Annotated in this window: 17 protein-coding genes and 1 tRNA gene; 3 read left to right on the top strand and 15 right to left on the bottom strand. The window is 59.1% G+C overall.

Translation table 11 applies throughout. The features are described 5' to 3' along the window. The 7 genes from JFU58_RS21335 to rpsU all read right to left on the bottom strand — a co-directional run bounded on the left by JFU58_RS21335 (position 1) and on the right by rpsU (position 11224). Positions 1–1188 carry a phospholipase D family protein gene (locus JFU58_RS21335; protein WP_201142134.1) on the bottom strand — a complete coding sequence of 396 codons (1188 nt, stop codon included), beginning with the start codon at positions 1186–1188 and terminating at the stop codon, positions 1–3. A 340-nt stretch (positions 1189–1528) separates the two neighbouring features. After that, a complete protein-coding gene (locus JFU58_RS21330) occupies positions 1529–2602 on the bottom strand; it encodes a site-specific integrase (RefSeq protein WP_201142132.1) in 1074 nt (357 codons plus the stop codon). Positions 2603–2727: 125 nt separating this feature from the next. After that, positions 2728–2804: transfer RNA gene (locus JFU58_RS21325), tRNA-Ile, on the bottom strand. A gap of 15 nt (positions 2805–2819) precedes the next feature. Then, positions 2820–6563 (bottom strand): bifunctional diguanylate cyclase/phosphodiesterase, encoded by a 3744-nt coding sequence (locus tag JFU58_RS21320; protein ID WP_177025545.1) that lies wholly within the window; start codon positions 6561–6563, stop codon positions 2820–2822. A gap of 120 nt (positions 6564–6683) precedes the next feature. After that, complete coding sequence (rpoD, locus tag JFU58_RS21315) at positions 6684–8534, bottom strand: RNA polymerase sigma factor RpoD (protein WP_063026748.1); 1851 nt, start codon at positions 8532–8534, stop codon at positions 6684–6686. A 67-nt stretch (positions 8535–8601) separates the two neighbouring features. Beyond that, positions 8602–10563, bottom strand: a complete 1962-nt coding sequence (gene dnaG, locus JFU58_RS21310) for a DNA primase (protein WP_003211012.1) — start codon at positions 10561–10563, stop codon at positions 8602–8604. Between the two features lie 445 nt (positions 10564–11008). Continuing rightward, positions 11009–11224: a 30S ribosomal protein S21 gene (rpsU, locus tag JFU58_RS21305; RefSeq protein ID WP_002551877.1), complete on the bottom strand. Its 216-nt coding sequence runs from the start codon at positions 11222–11224 to the stop codon at positions 11009–11011. 203 nt (positions 11225–11427) lie between these two features. Between rpsU and tsaD the strand changes: the two genes are divergently transcribed. Beyond that, positions 11428–12453 (top strand): tRNA (adenosine(37)-N6)-threonylcarbamoyltransferase complex transferase subunit TsaD, encoded by a 1026-nt coding sequence (gene tsaD, locus JFU58_RS21300; RefSeq protein ID WP_201142130.1) that lies wholly within the window; start codon positions 11428–11430, stop codon positions 12451–12453. Between the two features lie 33 nt (positions 12454–12486). Here the strand turns inward: tsaD and plsY are convergent, their stop codons facing one another. Next, positions 12487–13056: a glycerol-3-phosphate 1-O-acyltransferase PlsY gene (plsY, locus tag JFU58_RS21295; RefSeq protein ID WP_177070828.1), complete on the bottom strand. Its 570-nt coding sequence runs from the start codon at positions 13054–13056 to the stop codon at positions 12487–12489. 74 nt (positions 13057–13130) lie between these two features. On the opposite strand from plsY, the gene folB reads away from it, so the two are divergent. Continuing rightward, a complete protein-coding gene (gene folB, locus JFU58_RS21290) occupies positions 13131–13484 on the top strand; it encodes a dihydroneopterin aldolase (protein WP_201142128.1) in 354 nt (117 codons plus the stop codon). Further along, complete coding sequence (folK, locus tag JFU58_RS21285; RefSeq protein ID WP_201142126.1) at positions 13475–13993, top strand: 2-amino-4-hydroxy-6-hydroxymethyldihydropteridine diphosphokinase; 519 nt, start codon at positions 13475–13477, stop codon at positions 13991–13993. The genes folB and folK overlap by 10 nt, the downstream gene beginning before the upstream one ends. Here the strand turns inward: folK and JFU58_RS21280 are convergent. The 7 genes from JFU58_RS21280 to apaG all read right to left on the bottom strand — a co-directional run bounded on the left by JFU58_RS21280 (position 13963) and on the right by apaG (position 22021). Further along, complete coding sequence (locus tag JFU58_RS21280) at positions 13963–15198, bottom strand: multifunctional CCA addition/repair protein (RefSeq protein WP_177070826.1); 1236 nt, start codon at positions 15196–15198, stop codon at positions 13963–13965. The genes folK and JFU58_RS21280 overlap by 31 nt on opposite strands. A 63-nt stretch (positions 15199–15261) precedes the next feature. Beyond that, a complete protein-coding gene (locus JFU58_RS21275) occupies positions 15262–16824 on the bottom strand; it encodes a SpoVR family protein (protein ID WP_201142124.1) in 1563 nt (520 codons plus the stop codon). After that, the gene (locus JFU58_RS21270; protein ID WP_003211000.1) at positions 16821–18092 is read right to left on the bottom strand and encodes a YeaH/YhbH family protein; all 1272 of its coding nucleotides are present in this window, start codon (positions 18090–18092) and stop codon (positions 16821–16823) included. The genes JFU58_RS21275 and JFU58_RS21270 overlap by 4 nt, the downstream gene beginning before the upstream one ends. Before the next feature lie 126 nt (positions 18093–18218). Then, the gene (locus JFU58_RS21265) at positions 18219–20141 is read right to left on the bottom strand and encodes a PrkA family serine protein kinase (protein WP_003210999.1); all 1923 of its coding nucleotides are present in this window, start codon (positions 20139–20141) and stop codon (positions 18219–18221) included. A gap of 285 nt (positions 20142–20426) precedes the next feature. Continuing rightward, on the bottom strand, positions 20427–20756 hold the full coding sequence (glpE, locus tag JFU58_RS21260) for a thiosulfate sulfurtransferase GlpE (protein ID WP_201142122.1): 330 nt from the start codon (positions 20754–20756) through the stop codon (positions 20427–20429). Positions 20757–20789: 33 nt separating this feature from the next. Then, entirely contained in the window at positions 20790–21641 is an 852-nt protein-coding gene (locus JFU58_RS21255; RefSeq protein ID WP_201142120.1) for a symmetrical bis(5'-nucleosyl)-tetraphosphatase, read from the bottom strand. Continuing rightward, positions 21641–22021 (bottom strand): Co2+/Mg2+ efflux protein ApaG, encoded by a 381-nt coding sequence (gene apaG / locus JFU58_RS21250; RefSeq protein WP_003210996.1) that lies wholly within the window; start codon positions 22019–22021, stop codon positions 21641–21643. The genes JFU58_RS21255 and apaG overlap by 1 nt, the downstream gene beginning before the upstream one ends. Between the last annotated feature and the right edge of the window lie 32 nt (positions 22022–22053).

The following is a 22053-nucleotide window of genomic DNA, read 5'->3' as shown; positions in this document are numbered from 1 at the left end:
TTAATGCGGCTTGGGTTCATAGAAGAGTGCATCCATCATCGCCGCTCTTGCCTTCCAAGCCCTCAGATCGGCATCCTTCGTTGGTGGTTTGGACTTCCACCATGGTGCGTCCATTATCCTTTCCACGATCTCGTCCCAGTAACGGTTGTAATCGAGTAGGTCGGCACGGTTGATTCCCACATCTTTGGCTAATCGCTTCAGGTTCGCACTGTCGACGCAAAGAAACTGGTCGGGTCGCTTCATACTGAGCAAACGTGTGGTGGTTCCTATTCCATCACCGCCGTTCGGAAATGCCTTGCGAAATTCTTTGATGAAGCGCTGATATTGCGCTCGAGTGACAGTTCCGGAGCTGGGTACTGCATCCAGCGCGTTCGACAAATGCAGGGGATGTTCGATTACGACATTCTTGAATATGCCTGCACCTTGCATGGAACCAAACCAGGCCGCCGATTCCATAATTTGATTGGGGAGTCCCGCGATTACTCGCCGGCTTTGGGCGTCGATGTCCTTGAATCGGGACGCACTTGCGAATGCTTGTTGAATCCAATCGAGAAGGTCCAAGCGTTCGTTAAAGCCGTGCTGCTTATCCTTTTTGATCTGTGCAAGGTAACTGTCCCAATCCATTCCCATTACGACGGATTCGATAGCAGGCTTGCGCGTAGTCTGTTCGCCATATTGATTGATTAGTTTGCGAAGCTCCGGCTTTTTCGATTCCCAGAGGTGACGGTACCGTTCTGCCTCAGATCCGGTAACAGTTCTGGCGTTTTGTGCGTAGCCACCAATTAGAGCCTGCAGTTCCATAAGGTTGAGGCCATCATCTTTCGTTAGTAATGTACAGAGTTCAGTATTTTGGCCGAAGGCACCTGCCGTAAAGTTGGCGCTGCCGATCAGCGCTTCCCAGTAATCATCGCTCCAGAATAGATACACCTTGGGGTGAAACACACCATTGGTCTGCAATACGAACTTCACGCGATCACAGTCAACGAAGTCATCAAGGACATTCGCGTCGGTTTGATAGAAATGTGTACCGATGACCGCGACGCGAATCTTGTCCCTGTGTTCGAGCAAAAGGTTGTAGGAAGGAGTTGAGGCCGACGCCCAGGCCACACCGAGGGAAATACTGGAGTGGGATTTTATGAGTCGTTGAAACTCCAGCTCCAACGCTTTGGCAGTAGTAATAAGCTTCATAGCTTCCTTTCTAAGCTGCGTCATCGTCGATGAAAGAGGTGTTCACGCGCAGTAGGAAGAAGTTTACCCAACTGAGATGGTGAATTGCCATCATCCTGAATCGCCCCGAGCTTCGTAGACACGTTTGAGTGTCCGCTGTTGGCCGATTTCCGCCGGGTTTTGACTGCCCGTTATGGGTCGATTTCTGCCGGTCACGACCGGCAGCAATACGCAGCTCTCCGCCGCTCACGGTCACGAAACGTGCTGGTCTAAATGCAGTCAGGTGGTCAAGTGGAGTGCAATTTCGCATATAGAAAAGCCCCGAATGCGAGGGGGCGTGGCCAAAATCCTCCGTTTTAAATTAGCAAGCTTCAGCGCCAGGTCTCGTTATTTTGTCCAGTTTACTGACGAGGTCTTCGGCTCTCAGGTGCGTGTAACGCTTAAGCATTTGCATCGATTTATGCCCACTGATAGCTGATACCTCTTGGTCGGACAGTCCGCCTTCGACAAGCCGACTCACTGCTTCATGGCGCAGGTCGTGAAATCTGAAGTCAGGTAGATCAAGCTTCTTTTTCAGCTGACCCCAAACCTTGGTGAAGGTATATGGCCGACGCTTCCCGTCCTTTCCAGGCTCGCCGAAGAACACCAGGCTGCAGTCGATTGGTCGCACCGGGTTATCCATCGCGGCTTTGAATACTTCAGTGGCGCGCTTGCTCAGTGGAACGGTTCGGGCTCCGTCGTTCTTTGTGTCTGAGAGACGAATGACGCGCTTTGCCAAATCCACTTGAGGGCGACGTAGGGATGAGATCTCTGACGAGCGCATACCCGTTTCCAGAGCGATGCAAACAATCCACCCCAGCATAGGGTTGCTGTGTCGATTCACTGCCGCAAGCAGAAGGCGTTCTTCCTCCGGCGACAATCTTCGGTCACGACCATCCCCAGGGCTTGGCTTCCGGATGTTCAGCACTGGGTTGAACGTCAGACCCAACCCCCACTCCTGAATCGCTACCGTGTACAGGTGGCTCAATAAGGCCAGTTCGAGGCGCACGGTGTTGTTGCTGATGGTCCCACCACGGCTAGGTTCGTTCAGGCGCTTGTCACGATAGCCGGCGATGATTTCAGCGGAGAGGGCAGCCATGGAGTATTTGCCCAGGTGCTCGATGAGTTTCTTGGCTTTCGAGGTTTCGCCACGCTGAGTGGTGGGCTTCTTGGTTGGAGTTATGTCGCTCAGGTAGCGCTTGAGTGCAGCCTCTAGCGTCATTTTCTCCGAGCCGCTACGCCGGATGTACACGCCACGCACCATTTCTTCTTCGGTACGCCTCGACCAATCCTCCGCATCACGCTTGGTGCGGAAGGTTTTGGCGACAGTGGGCCAGCCATTTTTACGAATGAGTGCCTTCCAGGTGCCGGAAGGGGTTTTGACGAGAGTAGCCATGAGAGGGTGCTCCTAGGCGGCTGGCGAACCAGCACTGTACCTAAATTGTACCCTTGGACCATAGGACTGCATCGGAGAGGGTTCCGCCAGAACCACGAAAGCCGCGCAGTGCGCGGCTTTGAGTATGGTGGGCCCAGTAGGACTCGAACCTACGACCAAGGGATTATGAGTCCCCTGCTCTAACCAACTGAGCTATAGGCCCTCAGTAGGCCGCGGATTATAGCGATGGTTTCTTCGCTGTGCCATCCGAAAAGTCCGAAACACTCATACGAAGGAAAGTCGCGGCGAAAAGGTCCGGCGGCAGCGGGAGGCTGACGATGTAGCCCTGCATCTGTTCACAACCTTCCGCCGCCAGGAACGCTTGCTGGGCCGGTGTTTCTACGCCCTCGGCAATGATGGTGAATTGCATGCTGTGCCCCAGGGCGATGATGGCGCGCACAATCGCGGCGTCGTGTGGGTCATCGGGCAGGCCGCGCACGAAGGATTGGTCGATCTTCAGGAAGTCCAGCGGCAGGCGTTTCAGGTAGCTGAGGGACGAGTAGCCGGTGCCGAAGTCATCAATGGCCAGTTGCACGCCCAGTCGCTTGAGTTGATGCAGCACCTCCAGCGCTTCTTCGGCCTGGCTCATGATGAAGTTTTCGGTGATCTCCAGTTGCAGGCAGCCAGGCTCCAGGCGGTTGTCCCGGAGCAATTGTTCGATGCGCGCCAGCAGGTTGGGGTGGCGCAGTTGCGCGCCGGCGAGGTTGACGGACAGTGGGCCGAAGTCATCAAACGCTTTTCTCCAGTGGTGCATCTGCCGGCAGGCCTGTTCCAGTACCCAGTCGCCAATCTGCAGGATCATGCCGTTCTCTTCGGCCAGGGCAATGAAGTGCTCGGGCGGCACTTCGCCGAAGGTGGGGTGGCGCCAACGAATCAGGGCTTCGGCGCCGATCAGTTGTTGGGTATCGAGGCTCAGCTTCGGCTGGTAATAGAGAGAAAATTCGTCGCGTTCGATCGCCCGGCGCAGTTCGTGTTCCAGCGCCACGCGTTCGTTGGCCTGGGCGGTGAGGTCCTGGGTGTAGCTTTCGACCCGGTTGCGGCCCTTGGCCTTGGAGCGGTACATGGCGGCGTCGGCGTTTTTCACCAGGGTGGCGACGTCGATGCCGTCCCGTGGATACAGGCTGGTGCCGATGCTGGCGCTGATAAAGAACTCATGCTCGCCCGCCTGGAACGGTGGGGTGAAGCAGGCCAGCAGTTTATTGGCCAGGTGTTCGGCGTCGCTGGCTTGCTGCAGGCCGGGCAGCAGGATGATGAATTCGTCGCCACCCAGGCGGGCGACGGTGTCGACGTCCCGCAGTTGGTCCTTGAGGCGCACGGCGATGTCCTTGAGCAGCAGGTCGCCAATCGGGTGGCCGAGGCTGTCGTTGATGTGTTTGAAGCGGTCGAGGTCGAGGAACAGCACGGCGCCCTGGCTGCCGTTTTCCTGTTGATTGTTGAGGGCGGCCTGCAGGCGGCTTTCGAACAGGGTGCGGTTGGGCAGGCCGGTCAGCGGGTCGTGGTGGGCCTGGTAATCGAGGCGCGCCTGGGCGTGCTTGAGGCTGGAGATGTCGGCAAACACGGCGACGAAGTGAGTGATCGACTCCTCGCGGTTGCGCACCGCGCTGATGGTCAGCCAGCTGGGGTACAGCTCGCCGCTCTTGCGCCGGTTGGAGATCTCGCCTTGCCAGTGGCCGTTGGCGGTCAGTTGGTGCCACATGGCCGCGTAGAAGGCGCTGTCGTGCAGGCCGGAAGCGAGCAGGCGCGGGGTTTGGCCAAGGGCCTCGGCCTCGCTGTAGCCGGTGATCTCGCTGAAGGCGCGGTTCACGGCACTGATGTTTTGCCGGGTGTCGGTGATCAGTACGCCTTCGGCGGTGCTCTCGAACACGGTGGCCGCCTGTTGCAGTTTTTCCTGCATCAGTTGGCGCTCGGTGATGTCCCGGGCGATGGTCAGCATGCAGTCTTCGTCGCCGATGGGCAGCGGTCGGCTGGAGACCTCGCAGAGGCGAATCTCGCCGTCGTTGCGGCGGATGTGGCAGACAAAGTCGCGGACAAATCCGTCCCGTTGCAGTAGCTCCAGCATGTGCTTGCGTTCGTTCAGGTCGACCCAGATGCCGAGGTCCAGGGTCGACTGGTCCAGTGACATGACGCTGTTGAAGCCGGTGATGCGGCTGAATCCCTCGTTGACTTCAATCAGCAAACCGTCGCTCTGACGGCTCAGCAGCAGGCCGTCAGGGGAAGCGTGGAAAGCCTTGGCGAATTTCTCCTCGGAGGTTTGCAGGCGTTGCTGGGTTTCTTTCAGTTGGGTGATGTCGCGCACCACCACCACCAGGGCTTCGGTGGTATCGAGTTGAAAGGGTTCGGCGGAGATCAGCCCAGTGAAGGCCTGGCCGTTACTGCGCAGGAAGGGCATTTCCAGGTTGCGGATGCTGGTGGTTTGTACCCGCTGCAGCAGGCCGGGGCCTACGCCCTGGATGCCCCAGATATTCAGTTCGGTGGCGGTTTTTCCTACGACTTCTTCAGCGCTCAGGCCGATCTGGTCTTCGAATGCCTTATTGACCTCCATCAGACAGCCGTCGGACAGGCGGGCGATTACCAGGATGTCCGGGCATTGCTGGAACACGGAAGCAAACTTCTGCTCCGAAAGCTGCAGCGCTTCCTCGGTGCGCTTGGCTTCGCTGATGTCGATCATCAGGCCGCGCAGCACCGGTTCGTGGCCGTGTTCGATCAGGCTGACGATGTCCCGCACCCACAGACAGCGGCCATCGGCGGTGATTACCCGGTAGTCGACACTGTGGTCGCGGTTGGCCCGGGTTTCGGCGTAGCAATAGGCCTCTGTTCGGGTCAGGTCGGCCGGGTGGATGATGTTGCGCCAGAAGCCCGGGATCAGCCAATGGGCGCGGGGATAGCCGAGCAGCTCCTCGGCATGGGGCGACACGTAGCTGTAGGTGAAATCGCTGATGCTGGCTTCCCAGGCAATCGCGGAAAGGCTCTCGACCAGGCCGCGATAGTGGTATTCGCTGCTGCGCAGTTCCTGTTCGAGGGCGACCCGGCGGGAAATTTCCGAACTGAGCCGACGATTGATCCGGATAACCACGGCCAGCACGATGCTCAGGAGCAGTACGGCTGGCAGCCCGTAGAGCAGCACGTCCGTCCAAAGGGTGCGGTGGTCGATGACATTGCCGACCCAGCGTTGCTGGATGGCTTCGGTCTCTGCCGGGCTGATGTCGGCCAGGACCTTGTCGAGGATGCCCACCAGCATCTTGTCGTCCTTGGGGACGCCCATAGCCAGCTGATAGCGGTAGGGTGTCTCGCCGCTGATGTACAGGCCTTCCAGCTTGAGTTGGCGCAGGCTCCATACGCTGGACGCCAGATCGCCGACTACGGCGTCGACCTTATCAGTGGCCAGGGCTTGCAACGTTGCGCTGACATTGGGCATGGCCACCAGATTGAGGTCTGGGTGGTGAGTGCGCAGCAGTTCGTGGGGCGCATAGTTTTCCACCACGGCGACTTTCAACCCATACAAGTCCTTGAGGCTGCGCGGTTGCGGACCCCCTTCATGGGCGAGGATGACGATGGGGAAGTCGAGATAAGGCCGGGTAAACGACAGGAAACTCTGGCGTTCTGGTGTGGACATGATGCCTGGCAACAGGTCGAGCTGGTTGTTACGGGCCTGTTCCAGCACGGCGCTCCAGTTGACCGGCTCGATCAATTTGATCCTGATGCCAAGACGATCCTGCATCAGCCGCACGTAATCGGCGGCCAGGCCCTGGTAGCGACCGTCTTCATCGCGGTATTCAAAGGGGGGCCAAGAGGCATCGACGCCCAGGCGCAACTCTTGGTGGTCCGCCAGCCAGCCACGCTCTTCATCGGTGAGAGTCAACGCGCCAGCCGTTGCGGTCCAGGTCAGCAGCGACAGCAGTAACACGGTCGGCAATCTGGGCATAACGGTCTCGTTATGGCACGGGGAATGTTTCGAGTGTAGACGGGCATTGCGGGGGAGGGGAGGCAGCGAGGATTTAATCTGTAGAAGCAAAAACCCCGGCCTGGGCCGGGGTTTTTGTGATCACTCGTCGAGGAAGGAGCGCAAATGCTCGCTTCTCGTCGGGTGGCGCAGCTTGCGCAACGCCTTGGCTTCGATCTGACGAATCCGCTCACGGGTAACGTCGAACTGCTTACCGACTTCCTCAAGGGTGTGGTCGGTATTCATGTCGATGCCGAAGCGCATGCGCAGTACCTTGGCTTCACGGGCAGTGAGGCCGGACAGTACGTCGCGAGTCGCTTCTTTCAGGCTCTCAACGGTAGCAACATCGATTGGCGACTGCATGGTCGAGTCTTCGATGAAGTCACCCAGGTGGGAGTCTTCGTCATCACCGATCGGGGTTTCCATGGAGATCGGCTCTTTAGCGATCTTCAATACCTTGCGGATTTTATCCTCAGGCATTTCCATGCGTTCGCCCAGCTCTTCCGGGGTCGGTTCGCGACCCATTTCCTGCAACATCTGCCGGGAAATACGGTTGAGCTTGTTGATCGTCTCGATCATGTGCACCGGAATACGGATGGTGCGGGCCTGGTCGGCGATCGAGCGAGTGATCGCCTGACGGATCCACCAGGTGGCATAAGTCGAGAACTTGTAGCCGCGACGGTATTCGAACTTGTCCACAGCCTTCATCAAGCCGATGTTGCCTTCCTGGATCAGATCGAGGAATTGCAGGCCACGGTTGGTGTACTTCTTGGCAATGGAGATCACCAGACGCAAGTTCGCTTCAACCATCTCTTTCTTCGCGCGGCGGGCCTTGGCCTCACCGATCGACATGCGACGGTTGATGTCCTTGATCTCGGCAATCGTCAGACCGGTTTCGGTCTGCAATGCAGTCAGCTTCTGCTGGCAACGAACGATGTCGGCCTGGAAGCGACCAATGGCTTCAGCGTATTTGCTTTTGCCTTTGGCCAGTGCGTCGGTCCAGCTTTCGTCGACTTCATTGCCCGGGAACTGGCGCAGGAAGTCGGCACGCGGCATGCGCGCATCACGGACACAGAGCTGCATGATCGCACGCTCTTGTGCACGCAGACGCTCAAGGGCGCTACGAACCCGCTCAACCAGGCCTTCGAATTGCTTCGGTACCAGTTTGATCGGCATGAAGAGTTCAGCCAGGGCCAGCAATTCAGCAGTTGCCTGCTTGCTGCCGCGACCGTGCTTCTTCAGGGCCTTGCGAGCCAGTTCCATCTGATCGGAGACCGCACCAAAGCGCTGGGCTGCGATGATCGGATCCGGACCGCTTTCGACTTCTTCTTCGTCGTCGGTGCTGGCTTCAGCTTCTTCATCGTCGGTGTCGTCGTCTGCTTTGGCAGCCTTGGCATCGATCGGTGGAGGAACTTCAGCCGCAGGTGGCGCAATGCCGTCGTCCGGGTCGATATAACCGCTCAGGACGTCGGACAGGCGGCCACCTTCGGTGGTGACGCGAGTGTACTCGGAGAGAATGTGGTCAACCGTGCCTGGGAAGTGCGCGATTGCGCCCATCACTTCACGGATGCCCTCTTCGATACGCTTGGCGATTTCGATTTCGCCTTCACGTGTCAGCAGCTCTACCGTACCCATTTCGCGCATATACATGCGCACTGGGTCAGTCGTGCGACCGATGTCGGTCTCGACCGCTGCCAACGCGGCGGCTGCTTCTTCAGCGGCTGCCTCGTCGGTATCGGCGTCGGCCAACATAAGGGCGTCCGCATCCGGAGCACTCTCGTGTACGGGGATCCCCATGTCATTAATCATGCGGATGATGTCTTCCACCTGCTCTGGATCTGAAATATCCTCAGGCAGGTGGTCGTTGACCTCTGCGTAAGTCAGATACTTCTGCTCACGACCAAGGGTGATCAACTCTTTGATACGAGACTGCTGTTGCGCTTTTCCGGACATAACACCCTATCCACTGAAGGTCTTGGCGGGCAAAAAACAAGCCGAGGATTATACCCGAGCTATGACCTCACACGCCAGCTGAGGTCGGGTTTGATGCGGAAACATTGCGACTTAAAAGGTCGCGCAGTTGATTTTTCTCTTCGGCGGTCAATTCACTCTGACGCGCTTTTCGAAGAAGTTGTTCCAGGTTTCGCTCGCGTTGACGAGCTACCAAGCTAGTAATGGTGTCGAAAAACTGTTGTTCAAGGTTATCGCCATCAATCAGCCATTCCTTTTCTGCCAACGCCTTTAGCAAGCGGCCCTGTTCGGTGCCGTGCCAGCGTGCAATCAGCTGGAATGAGTTTAGCTTAGGATTCTTCTGTACGGCTTCGAGCAGGGCCACCAACAGTTGTGTATTGGTGTGGTCTTCAGCCGCAAAGTGCCCCGCATCTTCGACTTTTTGTGCCAGTTGCGGGTGGTGCAAAAGTGTACGCAGGGCCGCCATCGTAGGTGGCTCTACTGCTGCTGGGACGCGCGGGCCGCGCGGTTCGTCACGGTCACCGCCACGTTTGCCGTTTTTGTCCCAAGGTTTCTTGTCCCATTTCTTGCCGCCGGCGCCGGGTTTCTTCGGTGTCCACTCCTGCTGGGGCGTGTAGGCCTCCTGCGGTTGGTGGAAGTCGGAATAGTCCGGCATCGCGTCGTAATCCATGCCCGGGTCGTAGGCCGGCGGTGCCTCTTGCGGCGCGCTGCGCGCCAGCTGGCTGACGGCCTCGCCACTCAATCCGGTAATTTCCAGCAGTCGCTGGCGCATCAGGGTCCGCAGGTTGGCTCCCGGAACCTTGTCGATCAGCGGTGCCGCGAGGGTGACCATATGGGCCTTGCCTTCGAGGGAGCGCGGGTCGGACTCTTCGGTCAGTTGCTGGAAAAAATAATCGGCCAGCGGTTGTGCGTGCTGGTTGATGCGCGCGCGGAACGCATCGGTACCTTCGGAGCGGACCAGGGTGTCCGGGTCTTCGCCTTCGGGGAGGAACAGGAAGCGTGCGCGGCGTCCGTCCTGCAGGCTCGACAGGGTTGACTCAAGGGCGCGCCAGGCGGCATTGCGGCCGGCCTGGTCGCCGTCGAAGCAGAACAGCACGTTGGGCACTACGCGAAACAGGCGTTTCAAGTGCTCTTCGCTGGTCGCGGTGCCCAAGGTGGCCACGGCATTGCGCAAGCCTTGCTGGGCCAGGGCGATCACGTCCATATAGCCTTCAACCACGATGATTTCGTCGAGGTTGCGATTGTTCTTGCGCGCTTCAAACAGGCCGTACAGCTCCTGCCCTTTGTGAAACACCGGGGTTTCCGGTGAGTTCAGGTATTTGGGCTTGTCGTCCCCCAGCACCCGGCCGCCGAAAGCGATGATGCGGCCGCGACTGTCACGGATCGGGAACATCACTCGATCGCGGAAACGGTCATAGCGCTTGCCGGTCTCGGCGTTTTCCACCAACAGGCCGGCGTCGATCATGGCTTTTTGCTGCAGGGTGTCACTGCTCAGGTGCTTGTACAGATTGTCCCAGCCGGGCGGGGCGAAGCCGAGGCCGAAGTCGCGGGCGATTTCACCGGTCAGGCCGCGGCCCTTGAGGTAATCGACGGCGGCTTTGCGCTGCGGGTGGCTTTTCAGCGCCTGGCGGTAAAAGTCGGCGGCCGCGGTGAGCAGTGGGTACAGCGGCGAATCGGTGGGCTGCCGCGGTTTGTGCGGGCGGCCACTTTCTTCGCGGGGGATTTCCATGCCGGCGGCTTTCGCCAGTTCCTCGACGGCCTGGGGGAAGTCCAGGTTGTCGTGGTCCATGATGAAGCCGAGGGCGTTGCCGCCGGCGCCGCAGCCGAAGCAGTAGTAGAACTGCTTGTCGGGGCTGACGCTGAAGGACGGGGTCTTTTCCTTGTGGAACGGGCAGCAGGCGGTGTAGTTCTTGCCGGCCTTTTTCATTTGCAGGCGCGAGCTGACAACATCGACGATGTCGGTGCGGTTCAGAAGGTCGTCAATAAAGCTCTGGGGAATTAGCCCGGCCATGGCGTTCTCGTCATCACTGCGTGTAAAAGAGGGCCCGCAAAGTGCTCAAGGCGCGCGTATTGTGCGGCTCGATCAACTGTCGTCTGCTTGGTCTGTCAGGAAGTGTATCTGCCGAACATTCACTGACGTTAGTTCCGATCAGTGCCCGGCGTAGAAATGTTGCCCGGGAGTCCGGTCTTGGCCATGTGGGGGCCTCGGAAGCTCATCGGTGGGCGCAGCCGACCTGTTGATCGCCTGTTAAAAAATAAGTGTGCTCGTCAGTAGCCTTGTTAGGCTCGTCAGAAGAGACGTGCACCGCTGGCAAAAGAGCCAGTCCTGACGTGTGAAGCAGTTCGTTTCAGTCGCATGTGCGGCGTCAACGGTGAAGCATCAAGCGATATCCGCAAATGCCAACAGCCCGGCTGAGGGCCGGGCTTGGCAGAAGCTTGCTACGAACGTCTGTGTATTAGTACAGACGAACGGCGCGGCGCTGCTCGCGCTGAACTTTCTTGGCGTGACGCTTAACAGCGGCTGCTGCTTTACGCTTACGCTCAGAAGTTGGCTTCTCGTAAAATTCGCGGCTACGAACTTCAGCCAGAACACCGGCTTTTTCGCAGGAGCGCTTGAAACGACGCAGAGCTACGTCGAAGGGTTCGTTCTCTTTTACTTTGACGGCTGGCATCCAGAGCTACCTTCTTTCATTACCGGGAATCAACGTTCTCGTCGCAAAAAATTCGCGGCTGAGGTCGTCGGTTTTTAAGGGTTGCGGATGTTAACCCCTCATTGCCCGGAATGCAAAGCCTCTGATCGAAAACCGCTAGTCGGGAGGGGGAGTGGCGACTATTATGCGCGCCTTCGAATTCGGCCTCTACAAGGCGCAAACCCATGCTAGTTCTGGGATTAGAAACCTCGTGCGATGAAACCGGTGTCGCACTTTACGACAGTGAACGCGGGCTTTTGGCCGACGCACTGTTCAGTCAGATCGACCTGCATCGCGCCTATGGTGGCGTGGTGCCGGAGCTGGCCAGCCGTGATCATGTGAAACGCATGCTGCCATTGATTCGCCAGGTGTTGGACGAGGCCGGCTGCGTGCCGACCGAGATCGATGCCGTTGCCTATACCGCAGGCCCGGGATTGGTCGGAGCCCTGCTGGTTGGGGCCTCTTGCGCCCAAGCGCTGGCATTTGCCTGGGGCATTCCGGCCCTCGGTGTGCACCACATGGAAGGCCATTTACTGGCGCCGATGCTGGAAGAAAACCCGCCAGAGTTCCCGTTCGTCGCTTTGTTGGTTTCAGGTGGCCATACGCAGCTGGTTCAGGTCGACGCAATCGGTCAATACACGCTTCTGGGGGAAAGCCTGGACGACGCTGCCGGTGAAGCGTTCGACAAGACCGCGAAGATGATGGGCCTCAATTATCCCGGCGGTCCGGAAATTGCGCGGCTGGCGGAAAAAGGCGTGGCAGGGCGCTACACCTTCCCGCGTCCGATGTGCGATCGCCCTGGCCTGATGTTCAGCTTCAGCGGCTTGAAAACCTCTGCCCTGAATACCTGGCAGCAGAGCGTCAGCGCCGGAGACGACAGCGAGCAAGCCCGTTGCGACATCTCGCTGGCGTTCCAGCAGGCCGTGGTGGAGACTTTGACCATCAAGTGCAAGCGGGCCCTGAAGCAGGCGGGCATGAAGCGCCTGGTGATCGCGGGCGGCGTCAGTGCGAACAAGGCGTTGCGCAGCTCCCTGGAGAAAATGCTCGGCGACATGAAGGGCGACGTGTTTTACGCCCGCCCCGAATTCTGTACCGATAACGGCGCGATGATCGCTTATGCCGGTTGCCAGCGTTTGCAGGCCGGTCAGCATGAAAGCCTGGCAATCAGCGTGCAGGCACGCTGGCCGATGGAGCAACTGCCGCCGCTGTAACCGGCGAACGTGAACCGGGTTCACCGGGCGTATTTAAAAATGCCGTTCGCGCCCGGCAAACAGGTCGCGTAAATTGCCCCGGTGGCGCCAGACGATCAGCAGAGTGAGCACGCTCATCGGCACCAACGCCGCCGGCTCCTGCCAGGCCAGCAACGGCAGGGTCAGGGGCGTGGCGATCAATGCGGCCAGCGAGCTGGTGCGGGTCAGGTAGAACGTCAGCAGCCAGGCCAGGATGGCCAGCAGCGCCGCCGGTGGGTAGATCCCCAGCAGCATGCCGGCCGCCGTCGCAACGCCTTTGCCGCCGCGAAAGCGGAAGTACAGCGGGAACAGGTGGCCGAGCACCGCGCAGACACCGATCCAGGCTTGCTGTTGCAGCGACAGCCCGGAGAGATCGGCGATCAGCACCGGCAGCAGGCCCTTGCAGACGTCGCCGAACAACGTCAGTACGGCGAGTTTCTTGCCGGCCAGGCGCAACATATTGGTGGCGCCGGCATTGCCTGAGCCACTCATTCGCGGGTCGGGATTTCCCGTCAGGCGGCTGAGCAAAATGGCGAAGGACAGCGAGCCGAGCAGGTAGGCGAGAGTCGCCAGTAACCAAAACATGCTAACTATTCCGGGCGAGGACGCCCTGATTCTAACGGGGCATTGCGCCCTTGTCGTGCAGCGGAGAAGAGTGCTTGGACAGAGTGTTTATCGAAGGCCTGGAAGTCGACACCGTGATCGGGGCCTACGACTGGGAGCGCGGTATCCGGCAGTGCCTGCGTCTGGACCTGAGCTTCGCCTGGGATAATCGCCCGGCCGCCGCCGGTGATGACCTGACGCTGGCGCTGGATTACGCCAGCGTTTCCGCGCGCATCCAGGCCTTTTCCGAGCAGGCGCAGTTCCAACTGGTGGAAACCTTCGCCGAGCGCCTGGCTGAAGTGTTGATGAGTGAATTCCAGATTCCCTGGCTGCACCTCAAGCTGACCAAGCCTGGCGCCGTTCCGGCTGCCAAGGGCGTGGGCGTGGAGATCGAGCGCGGATGTCGCTAACTCAGGTTTACCTTGGTCTTGGCAGCAATATCGAGCGTGAGGCCCATTTACGCGCTGGCCTCGATGCGCTGGCGGGTTTCCTGACGGATCTGCGCTGTTCGCCGGTGTTTGAAAGTCAGCCGGTGGGCATCAAGAGCGGGCCGTTCTTCAATCTGGTGGTGTCGGCCTATACCGACCTGCCGTTGATGGAGCTGGACCGCCGACTGAAATTCATCGAGGCCGACAATGGCCGCTACGCCCCGGATCGCAAGGGCTTGCCGCTGGACATCGACGTGCTGCTGTATGGCGAGTTGGTGGGTAACTTCGATGGCCTGATTCTGCCCCGGGCCGAAATCCTGAAGAACGCGTTTGTGCTGTGGCCGCTGTCGTTGATGGCGCCGGGACGTGTGCATCCTGAAGCAGGCAAGACATTTGCCGCGCTTTGGCAGGATGCGCAAATCGATCAGGTACTGGCGCCGGTCGATTTCGAGTGGCGGAATCAGCCGTTAACGCCGGATGCGCTCTTGTAGGCTTTCAACGCCTTGAGCCGTTCGCGTTTCAGCGCTTCACCCAGCTCGGGGCCCTTGAATCCTTGCTCCAGTAGCGGTGCGACCGCGACACCCCGTGCGGCGAGCGCCGCGCCGCGCAAATAGTCCGCTTGTGGATAACTTCTCTGCTCAAGGCCTTTGCGGCCGCGGGCGTCCATCTCGCACGCCACCACAAACTCCTCAAAGCGCTGCGGGCGACGATAAACGTCAAAACTTTGCAGCAGCTCCAGCAGCGTCGAGGGCTTCAGCTCCAGCGCGCGATGGCCGTGGGTGTGATATTCGCCCACCAGTAACGCCAGTTCCTGGCAATCCCTTGGCACCTTGAAGCGCTCGTTCACCGCCTTGATCAGTGCCAGGCCGCGATGTTCATGAGCAATGTGCTGCGGCAATTTATCCACAGGCGTGAGGCCCTTGCCCAGGTCGTGCAGCAGGCAGGCCCAGCGCACGGTCAGTGGTTGGGCGTGGATGGCCGCCTGCTCCAGCACGCTCAGCGTGTGGATGCCGGTATCGATCTCGGGGTGATGGGCTTCTGGTTGTGGTACGCCGAACAGCGCGTCGATTTCAGGCATCAGGGTTTTCAACGCGCAGCAATCGCGTAGCACCTGGATAAATACCTGTGGCTGATCTTCCATCAGGGCGCGGGAAATTTCTTTCCAGCTGCGCTCAGGCGTCAGGGCTTCCAGCTCGCCTGAATTGCTGAGTTCGCGCATCAGTTCGAGGGTTTCTGGCGCAACGCGAAAACCAAGGCTGGCGTATCGCGCGGCAAAGCGAGCAACGCGTAGGACTCGGAGCGGGTCTTCGGCAAACGCGGGAGAAACGTGGCGCAGAATGCGTGCTTCCAGGTCGCGCTGACCGTGATAAGGATCGGTCAGGTTGCCCTCGTCATCTTCTGCCATTGCATTGATGGTCAGGTCGCGGCGGATCAGGTCTTCTTCCAGGGTGACTTCGGGACTGGCGTGAAACACAAACCCACCATAACCCCGGCCGCTCTTGCGCTCCGTGCGGGCGAGGGCGTACTCGTCACCATTTTTCGGGTCAAGAAATACCGGGAAGTCCGAACCCACAGGCTTGTAGCCCAGGGCGAGCATTTCTTCAGTGGTAGCGCCGACTACGACACGGTCGACATCGGTAACCGGGATGCCCAGCAGGCGATCACGCACCGCACCGCCGACTTTGTAGATTTGCATGAAAAAGCCTCCATTAGCGGCACAGGATAACGCCTGCGGCCCGCCAATGGAGGCTTTGCCGTTTCACAGATGGACGACGGCCAGGTCCAGGCGGCCGTAATCGTTGTCGCCGTGTTCGTTGCGGGGCGGAACGTGGTGGGTTTTCATCACCTGGTCGCCTTGCAGGGTTTCCAGGTGGATATCGAACCCCCACAACCGGTGCAGGTGCTTGAGGACCTCGTCAGTGGACTCTCCCAGCGGTTTACGGTCGTGCTGCTGGTGTCGCAGGGTCAGCGAGCGATCGCCGCGTACGTCGATGCTGTAGATCTGCACGTTGGGTTCACGGTTGCCCAAGTTGTACTGCGCTGCCAGGGTCTCGCGGATGGTGCGGTAACCCGGCTCATCATGAATCGCCGGTACCAGCAGGTCGTCCTTGAGGTCGTCATCCATGATGCTGAACAGCTTGAGGTCACGAATCACCTGAGGTGACAGGTACTGCAGAATGAAGCTTTCATCCTTGAAGCTGCTCATGGCGAACTTGATCGTCGACAACCAATCGCTGCCGGCAATCTCCGGGAACCAGCGCCGGTCTTCTTCGGTGGGGTGTTCGCACATGCGCCGGATGTCGCGGTACATGGCAAAGCCCAATGCATACGGGTTGATGCCGCTGTAGTACGGACTGTCGAAGCCCGGTTGATAGACCACGCTGGTATGAGACGTCAGGAACTCCATCATGAAGCCGTCGGTCACCAGGCCTTCATCGTAAAGGTCGTTCATCAGGGTGTAGTGCCAGAACGTGGCCCAGCCTTCGTTCATCACCTGGGTCTGGCGTTGTGGGTAGAAGTACTGGGCAATCTTGCGCACGATCCGCACGATTTCCCGCTGCCAGGGTTCCAGCAACGGCGCGTGCTTTTCGATGAAGTACAGGATGTTTTCCTGAGGTTCGGCGGGGAAGCGCGCATTGTCCTTGTCGCTGTTTTTGCCGGCGCGTTTCGGAATGGTGCGCCACAGGTCGTTGATCTGCTTTTGCAGATGCTCTTCACGGTCCTTCTGGCGTAGCCGTTCTTCCTCGGCGGAAATCGGGTACGGGCGTTTGTAACGGTCTACGCCGTAGTTCATCAGGGCATGGCAGGAGTCCAACAGGTCTTCCACCGCGTCGATGCCATGGCGCTCCTCGCACTGCATGATGTACTGCTTGGCGAACACCAGGTAATCGATGATCGAGCTGGCATCGGTCCAGGTGCGGAACAGGTAGTTACCCTTGAAAAAGCTGTTATGCCCGTAGCACGCGTGGGCCACCACCAGCGCCTGCATGCAGATGGTGTTTTCTTCCATCAGGTAGGCGATGCACGGGTCGGAGTTGATAACGATTTCGTAGGCCAGGCCCATCTGGCCGCGGGTGTAGGACTTTTCAGTGCTGAGGAAGTGTTTGCCGTAGGACCAGTGGTGATAGCCCAGGGGCATGCCCACGGACGCATAGGCATCCATCATCTGTTCGGCGGTGATCACTTCGATCTGGTTGGGGTAGGTATCCAGGGCATAACCCGCCGCGATGCGGCTGATTTCCCGGTCATAGGCCTGGATCAGTTCGAAGGTCCATTCGGACCCCGTGGATATGGGTTGGCGCTTATGCTCTTTGGCGGTCATGTCACTAACCTGCGCTGGAAGAGTTCACGGAAGACCGGATAGATATCGCCGGCCGAGACCAATTGTTGCTGGGCGAAGGTGTCAGCGAAGGCTTCGCTGATGCGCTCGTATTCGAACCACAGGGCCTGATGCTCACGCGGGGTGATTTCGACGTAGGTGTAGTACTGCACGAACGGCATGATCTGGTTGATCAGGATGTCGCGGCAAATGGGTGAGTCGTCATTCCAGTTGTCGCCGTCGGAGGCCTGGGCGGCGTAGATGTTCCACTCATTGGCCGGATAGCGTTCGGCCATGATTTCCTGCATCAGCTTCAAGGCGCTGGAAACGATGGTGCCGCCGGTTTCCCGCGAGTAGAAGAACTCCTCTTCGTCGACTTCCCGGGCGCTGGTGTGATGGCGGATGAACACCACATCGATCTTGTCGTAGTTACGCTTGAGGAACAGGTACAGCAGGATAAAGAAGCGCTTGGCGATGTCCTTGGTCGCCTGGGTCATGGAGCCGGACACGTCCATCAGGCAGAACATCACTGCCTTGGAGCTGGGATTGGGTTGCTTGACCAGCAGGTTGTACTTCAAGTCGAAGGTGTCGAGAAACGGCACGCGGTGAATTCGCGCGCTGAGTTTGGCAATTTCGGCTTCGATTTCCTGAATATCGCCGAAGTTGTCTGGCTCTTCCCGTTTCAGGCGCTCCAGTTCTGCCTTGGCATCCCGCAGTTTTGCCCGGCTGCTGCCAGACAGGGCAATACGCCGCGCATGGGCCGAACGCAGGGTGCGGATGATGTTGATCCGTGAGGGGTTGCCTTCGTTGCTGATCCCCGCGCGCACGGTCTTGAAGGTGTCGGTACCGGTCAGGTTGCGTTTGACCAGGTTGGGCAGTTCCAGGTCTTCGAACATGAATTCCAGGAACTCTTCCTGGGTGATCTGGAACACGAACTCGTCCATGCCTTCGCCGGAGTTACCAGCCTTGCCCGGGCCTTTGCCGCCCGCGCCGCCTTGGGGGCGCTGGATATGTTCGCCGCTGGTGAATTCCTTGTTGCCGGGATGCACGACAGTCTGTTTGCCGCCCCGGCCGTGATGCAGCACCGGTTCATCGATATCCCGTCCGGGAATGCTGATCTGTTCGCCATGTTCCATGTCAGTGATGGAGCGGCGGCTGACGGCCTCTTCGACGGCCTTTTTGATGTGGTCACGGTAACGCCGCAGGAACCGCTGGCGGTTTACCGTGCTCTTGTTCTTGCCATTGAGACGTCGGTCGATCACATAGCTCATGTAGGAGCCCTCCGGGCAGCTTCAAGTTACAAGCTTCAAGCGGCAAGCTGGAAGCTTAAAGACAAGCGGTCGATTGCCAGGCTGTCCGGCGTACCGGGAGCCTGGCATTGCACGCTTGTCGCTGCCTTACTGCGATTTGCGGACCCGCAGGTACCACTCGGAGAGCAGTCGTACCTGTTTGTCGGTGTAGCCACGCTCGACCATACGAGTGACGAAGTCGTTGTGTTTTTGCTGATCCTCCTTGCTGGCCTTGGCGTTGAAGCTGATGACCGGCAGCAGATCCTCGGTGTTGGAGAACATTTTCTTCTCGATGACCACCCGCAGCTTCTCGTAGCTGAGCCAGGTAGGGTTCTTGCCGTTGTTGTTGGCCCGGGCGCGCAGCACGAAGTTGACGATTTCGTTGCGGAAATCCTTCGGATTGCTGATGCCGGCGGGTTTTTCGATCTTTTCCAGTTCCTCGTTGAGGGCCACGCGGTTGAGGATCTCGCCGGTTTCCGGGTCGCGGTATTCCTGGTCCTGGATCCAGAAGTCTGCATACAGCACATAGCGGTCGAAGATGTTCTGGCCGTATTCGCTGTAGGACTCCAGGTACGCGGTCTGGATTTCCTTGCCGATGAACTCGATGTAGCGCGGTGCAAGGTATTCCTTGAGGAAGCGCAGGTAGCGCTCGCGGGTTTCAGCCTGGAACTGTTCCTGTTCGATCTGCTGTTCCAGCACGTAGAGCAGGTGCACCGGGTTGGCGGCGATTTCGTGGGGGTCGAAGTTGAAGACCTTGGACAGGATCTTGAACGCAAAGCGTGTCGACAGGCCGTTCATGCCCTCGTCAACGCCCGCGGTATCGCGGTATTCCTGGATCGACTTGGCCTTCGGATCGGTGTCCTTGAGGTTTTCGCCGTCGTACACCCGCATCTTCGAGTAGATGTTGGAGTTTTCCGGCTCCTTGAGGCGCGACAGCACGGTGAACTGGGCCAGCATCTTCAGGGTGTCAGGCGCGCAATGGGCCTTGGCCAGGGAGCTGTTGAACAGCAGCTTGTCGTAAATCTTGATTTCATCGCTGACCCGCAGGCAGTACGGCACCTTGACGATGTAGATCCGGTCGATGAAGGCTTCGTTGTTCTTGTTGTTGCGGAAGGTGTGCCACTCCGATTCGTTGGAGTGGGCCAGCAGGATCCCGGTAAACGGAATCGCCCCCAGGCCTTCGGTACTGTTGTAGTTACCCTCCTGTGTCGCGGTGAGCAGTGGGTGCAGCACCTTGATCGGTGCCTTGAACATCTCCACGAACTCCATCAGGCCCTGGTTGGCCCGGCATAGTGCGCCCGAGTAGCTGTAGGCGTCGGCATCGTTCTGCGGGAATTCTTCGAGTTTGCGGATATCGACCTTACCCACCAGCGCCGAGATGTCCTGGTTATTCTCGTCACCCGGTTCGGTCTTGGCCACGGCGATCTGGTTGAGGATCGATGGATAGAGTTTCACCACCCGGAACTGGCTGATGTCGCCGCCGAACTCGGCCAGGCGCTTGGTCGCCCAGGGCGACATGATGGTGTTGAGGTAGCGCCGTGGAATGCCGAAGTCCTCTTCGAGGATCGCGCCATCTTCCGTGGCGTTGAACAGCCCCAGGGGCGACTCGAACACAGGCGAGCCCTTGATTGCGTAGAACGGCACCTTTTCGATCAGTTGTTTGAGCTTCTCGGCCAGGGACGACTTGCCCCCGCCGACGGGACCGAGCAGATAGAGGATCTGTTTCTTCTCTTCCAGGCCTTGGGCGGCATGGCGGAAATACGAGACGATCTGGTCAATGCATTCTTCCATGCCGTGGAAGTCTTCAAAGGCCGGATAGCGACGGATCACCTTGTTCGAGAAAATTCGCGACAGGCGCGAATTGGCTGCGGTGTCCACCAGCTCCGGCTCGCCGATCGCCAACAGCAGGCGTTCAGCGGCAGACGCGTAGGCGCTGCGGTCCTTTTTGCACAGTTCGAGATACTCCTGAAGCGAGAGCTCTTCCTGGCGGGTGGACTCGAAGCGTTGTTGGAAGTGGCTAAAAATACTCATGACGTCGTCACCTCGCTCGATACGTGGAGCCGACGCCGGATCAATCAGTCGATGCTGGCAGCCATTGGTGGACACCAATGGCCGTTTTCCCCCCAGAACACCCTGAAACGCTACCGATGACCCGCACGCCGGTGTACCGGCTCTCCCCTGTTTTGGATGGCCTGCGCTTAAGGATAGTTCGGAATCCGGGAGTTCAAGGCGCGATACGAAATTAGTTTGGCCGCGCCGTTCGTCAGAAACGGCGCGAGGCCAAGCGTCACGCGGGGTAGCGGGGTTTGAAAAAAATTATTGCGCGTCGCCTGCGGCAATTTCTGCAGGATAGGTCGTACGCCATAGCTCAAAGCCGCCGTCGAGGCTATAGACGTCGGAGAAACCCTGGCTCACCAGATAGGCTGCTGCGCTTTGGCTGGAGTTGCCGTGGTAGCACGCCACGATCAGCGGCGCGTCGAGGTCGGCGGCGCGGATGAAATCGGCGATGTTGTGGTTGTCCAGGTGCTGGGCACCACTGATGTGGCCGGCGATGTAGGTCGGCTGGTCACGGATGTCGACAACCACTGCGCCTTTTTCGCGCAGCGCCTGGGCTTGCTCGGGAGGGATACGTTTGAATTCAGTCATGGCGGGCTCCTTTGGCCTGTGTGAAAGCGCAGCTCAGCGCTTTGCCGTGGCCTGCAGTTGTTCGGGAACGGGGGAGTCGCACTGGCAGCTCGAGCGCTCGCCGGTGTCGATGTTCATCAGGGTCATGGCGCCGCCCCACACGCAGCCGGTGTCGAGGGCGAATACACCGGGTTCATCGCATTTGCCTTCCAGGGCTGCCCAGTGGCCGAAGATGATCTTCGTTTCACGGGTCTTGCGTTCCTTGTGGGCAAACCAGGGCTTGTAGCCGGGCAGCGCGGTGTCGGCGCCTTCCTTGCTCTTGAGGTCCAGTTTGCCTTCGGCGGTGCAGAAGCGCATGCGCGTGAAGTAGTTGGTGATCACCCGCAAGCGCGCGACGCCGGTGAGTTCGTTGTCCCACTTCACCGGATCGTTGCCGTACATGCCATCCAGGTAAGCCGTGTACAGGTCGTCGTCGGCCAAGGCGGCTTCGACTTCGCCTGCACACTTGAGGGCTCTCTTCAGCGTCCACTGCGGTGGAATCCCTGCATGCACCAGCGCGGTGTCGCGGCTCTCGTCGTAGTGCATTATTTTTTGCCGACGCAACCAGTCAAGCAGTTCGGTGCGATCCGGCGCTTCGAGGATTTCCCGCAGGGTATCGCCCTTTTTCAGACGCTCGATGTTATTGCCTGCGGCCAGCAGGTGCAGGTCATGGTTGCCCAGTACACACACCAGGGAGTCGCGCATGCCATAAAGGAAGCGCAGGGTTTCCAGGGATTGCGGGCCACGGTTGACCAAGTCGCCTACCAGCCACAGGCGATCCTTGGCTGGATCGAAGGCCACACGGTCGAGCAGGCACTTGAGCGGTTCCAGGCAGCCTTGCAGGTCACCGACGGCATACGTCGCCATCAGTGCAGGGCTCCAGGTACCGCGAGGCGGAACGGGGCGATGATGGCGTCGAAGTGTTTACCGTCGTCGGCGAGCATCTGGTAGCTGCCTTGCATGTTGCCGACGCGGGAGGTCATGACGGTGCCGCTGCTGTAGGTGTGGCTCTTGCCGGGGGCGATCAGCGGTTGTTGGCCGACCACGCCGGCGCCGCGGACTTCCTCGACCTGGCCGTCACCGTCGGTGATGACCCAGTGGCGCGACAGCAGCTTGGCAGGCAGCTCGCCGTTGTTTTGCACGGTAATGGTGTAGGCGAACGCAAAACGGTTCTGCTCGGGTTGCGATTGTTCCGCCAGAAAGCGGGTGACGACGCTGACGTCGATCTGATAACGAGGATCGGACATGCAAGAGGCCTTAAAAGCAAAAGCGGGGGAAC

The sequence above is a fragment of the Pseudomonas sp. TH34 genome (genome assembly GCF_016650865.1).
In the GTDB taxonomy this organism is placed as follows: Bacteria; Pseudomonadota; Gammaproteobacteria; order Pseudomonadales; family Pseudomonadaceae; genus Aquipseudomonas; species Aquipseudomonas yamanorum.
This window is presented reverse-complemented; position numbering and strand designations above follow the sequence as displayed.

What these genes read in the sequence shown, in the direction of transcription:
- JFU58_RS21335 (WP_201142134.1), bottom strand. Translation starts at nt 1,188, where the DNA reads ATGAAGCTTATTACTACTGCCAAAGCGTTGGAGCTGGAGTTTCAACGA.
- JFU58_RS21330 (WP_201142132.1), bottom strand. Translation starts at nt 2,602, where the DNA reads ATGGCTACTCTCGTCAAAACCCCTTCCGGCACCTGGAAGGCACTCATT.
- JFU58_RS21320 (WP_177025545.1), bottom strand. Translation starts at nt 6,563, where the DNA reads ATGCCCAGATTGCCGACCGTGTTACTGCTGTCGCTGCTGACCTGGACC.
- rpoD (WP_063026748.1), bottom strand. Translation starts at nt 8,534, where the DNA reads ATGTCCGGAAAAGCGCAACAGCAGTCTCGTATCAAAGAGTTGATCACC.
- dnaG (WP_003211012.1), bottom strand. Translation starts at nt 10,563, where the DNA reads ATGGCCGGGCTAATTCCCCAGAGCTTTATTGACGACCTTCTGAACCGC.
- rpsU (WP_002551877.1), bottom strand. Translation starts at nt 11,224, where the DNA reads ATGCCAGCCGTCAAAGTAAAAGAGAACGAACCCTTCGACGTAGCTCTG.
- tsaD (WP_201142130.1), top strand. Translation starts at nt 11,428, where the DNA reads ATGCTAGTTCTGGGATTAGAAACCTCGTGCGATGAAACCGGTGTCGCA.
- plsY (WP_177070828.1), bottom strand. Translation starts at nt 13,056, where the DNA reads ATGTTTTGGTTACTGGCGACTCTCGCCTACCTGCTCGGCTCGCTGTCC.
- folK (WP_201142126.1), top strand. Translation starts at nt 13,475, where the DNA reads ATGTCGCTAACTCAGGTTTACCTTGGTCTTGGCAGCAATATCGAGCGT.
- JFU58_RS21280 (WP_177070826.1), bottom strand. Translation starts at nt 15,198, where the DNA reads ATGCAAATCTACAAAGTCGGCGGTGCGGTGCGTGATCGCCTGCTGGGC.
- JFU58_RS21275 (WP_201142124.1), bottom strand. Translation starts at nt 16,824, where the DNA reads ATGACCGCCAAAGAGCATAAGCGCCAACCCATATCCACGGGGTCCGAA.
- JFU58_RS21270 (WP_003211000.1), bottom strand. Translation starts at nt 18,092, where the DNA reads ATGAGCTATGTGATCGACCGACGTCTCAATGGCAAGAACAAGAGCACG.
- JFU58_RS21265 (WP_003210999.1), bottom strand. Translation starts at nt 20,141, where the DNA reads ATGAGTATTTTTAGCCACTTCCAACAACGCTTCGAGTCCACCCGCCAG.
- glpE (WP_201142122.1), bottom strand. Translation starts at nt 20,756, where the DNA reads ATGACTGAATTCAAACGTATCCCTCCCGAGCAAGCCCAGGCGCTGCGC.
- JFU58_RS21255 (WP_201142120.1), bottom strand. Translation starts at nt 21,641, where the DNA reads ATGGCGACGTATGCCGTCGGTGACCTGCAAGGCTGCCTGGAACCGCTC.
- apaG (WP_003210996.1), bottom strand. Translation starts at nt 22,021, where the DNA reads ATGTCCGATCCTCGTTATCAGATCGACGTCAGCGTCGTCACCCGCTTT.